The 5,593-nt window shown below is 71.3% G+C and carries 5 protein-coding genes; all 5 read left to right on the top strand.

From position 1 onward, the window contains the following. The coding region (locus ACIQOV_RS25010) for a methylaspartate mutase (protein WP_401051988.1) at positions 1-1,037 on the top strand (1,037 nt) is incomplete at its 5' end. A gap of 47 nt (positions 1,038-1,084) precedes the next feature. Then, on the top strand, positions 1,085-2,086 hold the full coding sequence (locus ACIQOV_RS25005; RefSeq protein WP_401051986.1) for an asparagine synthetase A: 1,002 nt from the start codon (positions 1,085-1,087) through the stop codon (positions 2,084-2,086). Further along, positions 2,083-3,462, top strand: coding sequence for a glutamate synthase-related protein (locus tag ACIQOV_RS25000; RefSeq protein ID WP_401051984.1), 1,380 nt, complete (start codon positions 2,083-2,085; stop codon positions 3,460-3,462). The genes ACIQOV_RS25005 and ACIQOV_RS25000 overlap by 4 nt, the downstream gene beginning before the upstream one ends. A gap of 77 nt (positions 3,463-3,539) precedes the next feature. After that, the gene (locus tag ACIQOV_RS24995; protein WP_359900357.1) at positions 3,540-3,740 is read left to right on the top strand and encodes an MbtH family protein; all 201 of its coding nucleotides are present in this window, start codon (positions 3,540-3,542) and stop codon (positions 3,738-3,740) included. 135 nt (positions 3,741-3,875) lie between these two features. Further along, a partial coding sequence (locus ACIQOV_RS24990; RefSeq protein ID WP_401051981.1) for a condensation domain-containing protein occupies positions 3,876-5,593 on the top strand: 1,718 nt, incomplete at its 3' end.

Here is a 5,593-nt window from a genome sequence, read left to right as displayed (position 1 = left end):
CCCCGGACACCAACCGGGGGGTGCTGGACGGCGTGCGCGAGCGCGACTTCCCGGTCCAGGTGCGGCACGGGTCGGCGAGCCCCTACGGCATCATCGCGGCCTCGCTGGAAGCGGGGCTCGACACCACCGAAGGCGGCCCGGTCTCCTACTGCCTGCCGTACGGGCGCCTCCCGCTGCGCCAGGCGGTGCGGAACTGGGAACGGTCCTGCGAGCTGATGGTCAGGGCCCGTGACCACGGCATCGAACCGCACGTCGAGACCTTCGGCGGCTGCATGCTCGGCCAGCTCTGCCCGCCCAGCCTGCTGGTGGCGATCAGCCTCCTGGAAGGCGTGTTCTTCCGCCGGCACGGCCTGCGCAGCATCTCGCTGAGCTACGCCCAGCAGACCAACGCCGAGCAGGACCGGGAGGCGGTGCTGGCCCTGCGCCGGCTCGCCGGTGCGCTGCTGCCGGACGTCGACTGGCACATCGTGATCTACAACTACATGGGGGTCTACCCCAGCACCCGCTCGGGCGCCCTGCTGCTGCTGGAGCAGGCCGCCGAGCTGGCCGTCCGCACCGGAGCGGAACGGCTCATCGTCAAGACGGCGGCCGAGGCGCACCGGATCCCGACCGTCCGGGAGAACGTCGAGGCGCTGGAGATCGCGGCGCTGGCCGCCCAGAACGCGGGCGGATCGGCGCCGCCGGACACCGGCGCGGACAGCGAGGTCCTGGCGGAGGCGACCGCGCTCGTGAACACCGTCCTCGGCCTCAACACGGACGTGGGCGCCGCCCTGGTCGAGGCGTTCAACCGGGGGCTGCTGGACGTCCCGTACTGCCTGCACCCGGACAACGCCGGGCGGGCCAGGAGCTACATCGACTCCGACGGGCGGCTGCGCTGGTCGCACACCGGCTCCCTGCCCGTACGGCCGAACGGGCGGTCCACCGGCAACCGCTCGATGAGCGCGGCGGACCTGCTCCGGGCCCTGTCCCACGTCGCGCGGTCGTTCGACGAGCGCGCCGCCACCACGCTGGACCGGCTGCCCGGGATCCCCAGCTGAACCCCCTGCCAGAACCGCAGGACCAGAGAACCGAAGGAAGAGACCCCTTGACCAGCGAGTTCGAGTCTGCACGGCCCGGTGCACTGCCGGACCACCTCAAGAACCCCGTGACCCGGTCCGTGCTGCGGATCCAGAACCAGATCGTCCAGGCGGGCCGCGAACTACTCCTCGGCGAAGGGTTCGTGGAGCTGCTGCCGCCGATCATCGGACCGGTGACGGACCCGGGCGGCCGTGGTGCCAAGCAGGTGGACGTCGACTTCTACGGCCACCGCTACAAGCTGATGACCAGCGCGATCCTCTACAAGCAGGCGTCGCTGCTCGCCTTCGACAAGGTGTTCTACGTCGCGCCGAACGTCCGGCTCGAACCGCTGGAGACCGCGAACATCGGCCGCCACCTGGCGGAGTTCCACCAGTTCGACGTGGAGATCGCCGGCGCCACGCAGGAGGACGCGATGGGCGTGGCACAGTCCATCGTGACCGCGGCGATCGAGCGCGTGGTGCGGACGATGGGCGCCGAGCTGGACGTCCTGGGCCGCGACGCGGACGCCTTCACCCCGCTGCTCACCCGCGACGCCCCGTTCGAGCGGATCAGCCACGGCGACGCGATGGCCGAGCTGGCCCGGCTGGGCCACGAGCAGAACCACGACGCCGAGATCGACTGGCAGGGCGAGGGCCTGCTCTCGCACAAGTCGGACTCGCCGTTCTTCATCATCGACTACCCCAAGGGCTCGCGCGGCTTCTACGACCGCGAGGACCCGCGGCGCCCGGAGGTCCTGCGCAACTTCGACCTCATCGCCCCCGAAGGCTTCGGCGAGCTGATCAGCGGCAGCGAGCGGGAGTTCGACTACGCGCGGATCATCGCCCGGATGCGCGAGAGCGGCGAGAACCCGGCCAAGTACGAGTGGTACCTGAAGATGGTCCGCGACGGGATCCCGGGCAGCGCCGGCTTCGGGATCGGCATCGAGCGGCTCACCCGCTACGTCGCCGGGCTGGACGCCGTCTGGCAGGCCACCCCGTTCCCGAAGATCCCCGGGGTGGTCTCGCCGTGAGCGGGGTGCTCGGCGCCCCGGGCTTCCCGGAGGCCGTGATCCGGTCGCGGGCCAGGGAGGGCGCCGCCGGGGCGTTCCCGCCGATGGACGGCTACGGCCTGACCCTGTTCGGCGCCGGCGGCACGGGCGGCGTCCCGCAGCCGGCGGCGCCCCACGGCGCGGACGTGCTGGACGCGATGCGCCTGGTCCCGCCGGTCTTCATGCCCCAGCGGCTGGAGAAGCTCACCGACCTGGCCCGCGAGCCGCTCTACGGCGACGTCGAACTCGCCACCGACATCGGCGGGTTCCGGTCGTCGCTGCCGGTGTACGTCTCGGCCTTCGGCTCCACCCAGGTGGCCTCCTCCGGGCTGGGCCTGGCGGCCAGCCGCCAGGCCGGACGGCTGGGCATCCCGCTGGTCATCGGCGAGAACGTGGTGCCGACCAACGGCTTCGCCGACGGTTCCGCCGGCAGCCCCGAGGACCGGTCCACCGGCAGCCCCGAGGAGCGGTCCACCGGCAGCCCCGGGGACCGGTCCGCCGACAGCTCCGCCGACACCGGCGACAGCATGCTCGCCCGGCTGCGCGCCTACGAGCAGGAACTCCCCGAGGGCATGGGCGGGCTGGCGTTCCAGCAGAGCACCGAGGACGCCGATGCCGAGGTGTGGAACCAGATCTACAGCGCCCCGGCCGCGAAGGCCCTGCTGGAGTCCGGCCGGCTGGCGTTCGAGCTGAAGGTGGGACAGGGCGCCAAGCCCGGCCTCGGCGGGATGACGGTGCTGAAACGCTCCGTGGCCGACCAGCTGGCCGCCCAGTACAGCACCGACGAGAACGTCTTCGGCAGCGGGCACGACCGGGTGCTGCGGTCCAGCAGCCCGGGCACGTTCACCGCGGAGATCCTGCGTCAGCAGATCCGGTTCATGCGCAACAACTACCCGCGCGCGCGGATCTGGGTGAAACTCCCGCCCGGGCGCGACATCCGCGAGGCGGCGGCCGTGGCCCGGGAGAGCGGCGCGGACTCGGTGACCGTGGACGGCGCCGAGGGCGGCAGCGGCTGGGCGCCCAGCAGCTTCCTCGACCAGGTGGGCCTGCCGCTGGGCGAGTGCCTGCGCCGGCTGGAGCCGCGCTCCTCCTCCGACTGCCTGCTGGTCTCGGGCCGGATGTGGGAGGGCGCCAGGGCCGTGAAGGCCCTGGCGCTGGGTGCCCGCGCCGTCGGACTGGGCCGGGCGGCCCTGCTCGCGGCGGACGAGGACCCGCAGGACGGGATCGCCCGGCTGGTCTCCTGCCTCGCCTTCGAACTGCGGCTGCTGATCAGCGCGCTGGGCAAGTACACGCCCGCCGCGCTGGGCCCGGAGGACGTCTGGCTCCCGGGAACGGCCGACCCGCACCTCCACCCGTAGCACGCCGGACCCCGCCCCACCGGGGCCGGTCCCTTTCCCTGCCACGAACATTCACCCCGCGAAGAAGGAGCACCGCTGTGACGAATCCGTTCGAGGACGCCGACGGCCGCTACGTGGTCCTGGTCAACGACCAGAACCAGCACTCCCTGTGGCCGAACGCGATCGAGGTCCCGGCCGGCTGGGCCACGGCCTTCGGCGAGAACGACCGCCAGGCCTGCCTGGAGTACATCGAGCAGAACTGGACCGACCTGGCGCCGCGCCCGACCGCGGTCGGCTGACCCGCGGACCCGATTCCCTTTTCCCCATTCCTTTCGCACACCCGCGTACGGCCCCGGCCAGGTGACGAAGCACCCGGCCGGGGCGTCCGGTCACGCACATCGATCACCGCCGGATAGGCACCAGAGGGAGATGTCATGGCTCAGCAGAAGGAACCGACGGTCGGGCAGAAGGCCATGGCCGAGGACGGCCGCGGTCCCGGATCGGTGCAGGAGGAGATCCTGTGCGGCCTTTTCGCTGAGGTCCTCGATGTGCCGTCGGTGGGGATCGACGACAACTTCTTCGCGCTGGGCGGTCACTCCGTACTCGCGACCCGGCTGATCAGTCGCATCCGCAGCACGCTCGGCGCGGAGCTCGGCATCCGTGAACTGTTCCGGAACCCGACCGTCGCCAAGGTGGCGGAGAAGCTGAAGGACGGCCGTCCGGCGCGTCCGGCGCTGGTGGCGGGCGTGCGTCCGGAGGTGCTGCCGCTGTCGTTCGCGCAGCAGCGGTTGTGGTTCCTCGACCAGTTGGAGGGGGCGTCGGCGGCCTACAACAGTCCGTTCCCGTTCCGGCTGCACGGTGCCGTGGACGTGGAGGCTCTGCGTGCGGCGATCGGTGACGTGGTGGGCCGGCACGAGGCCCTGCGCACGGTCTACCCGGCGGTCGACGGTCAGCCGCGCCAGCTGGTGCTGCCCGCCGACGACGCCCACGTCCCGTTCACGGTCGAGCCGTGCACGGAGGACGAGGTGGCGGAGCGGATCTCCGCCGAGGCGTTCGCCACCTTCGATCTCTCCGCCGAACTTCCGCTGCGGGTGGTGCTGTTCGCGCTCGGCGAGGACGAATCGGTCCTGGTGTTGACCTTGCACCACATCGCGAGTGACGGTTGGTCCTCCGGTCCGCTCTGGTCGGGTGTCGCCTCGGCCTACCGGGCCCGGCTGGCCGGTTCCGCGCCGGTCTGGGAGCCGCTGGCGGTCCAGTACGCGGACTACGCACTGTGGCAGCACAACCAGCTCGGCGACGCCATGGATCAGCAGCTCGCCTACTGGGCGGAGGCGCTGAAGGGCTCGCCGCAGGAGGTCGCTCTGCCCTTCGACCGGCCCCGCCCTGCCGCCGCGTCGCATGACGGTGAGCTGTTGGAGTTCGGGCTGGATGCGGAGCTGCATGCAGAGCTGGAGGGGTTGGCGCGTCGGCACGGTGTGACGTTGTTCATGGTGCTGCATGCGGCGTTGGCGGCTTTGTTGTCGCGGCTGGGTGCGGGGACGGATGTTCCGATCGGGACGGTGGTGGCGGGGCGTTCGGACCAGGCGCTGGACGACGTGGTCGGGTTCTTCGTGAACACGCTGGTGCTGCGGACGGATGTGTCGGGTGAGCCGACCTTCGGTGAGCTGTTGGGCCGGGTCCGTGACACGGATCTGGCGGCGTTCACGAACCAGGACGTGCCGTTCGAGCGGCTGGTGGAGGAGCTGAACCCGGTGCGTTCGCTGGGCCGGCATCCGCTGTTCCAGGTGATGCTGGTCCTGCAGAACAACGACGAGGGCACCCTTCGGCTTCCTGATGTCGTCGTGACGCCCGAATCGTTCGGGACGCCGCCCGTCAAGTTCGATCTCAACCTGACCTGCGTCGAGAACCGTGACGGTTCCCATGCGCCCGCCGGTATCACGGCTGTTCTGCAGTTCGCGACCGATCTGTTCGATCGGGGGACCGCGGACCAACTGGCGGAGCGGTTGGTGCGGTTGCTGGGTGTGGTGGTCGGGGATCCGGAGGTTCCGGTGTCCGGCTGGGAGGTGTTCGATTCTCCCGAGCAGGAGCGGTACTTCCTGGCGCGGGCGGAGCGGGCGCGGGCCGGTGCGGTGGAGGAGGCCGAGGAGGTTCA

This window comes from Kitasatospora sp. NPDC091257 (genome assembly GCF_044757675.1).
GTDB classification, from domain to species: Bacteria; Actinomycetota; Actinomycetes; order Streptomycetales; family Streptomycetaceae; genus Kitasatospora; species Kitasatospora lactacystinica.
The sequence above is the reverse complement of the archived record's forward strand: the minus strand, read 5'-3'. Positions and strand labels throughout refer to the sequence as shown.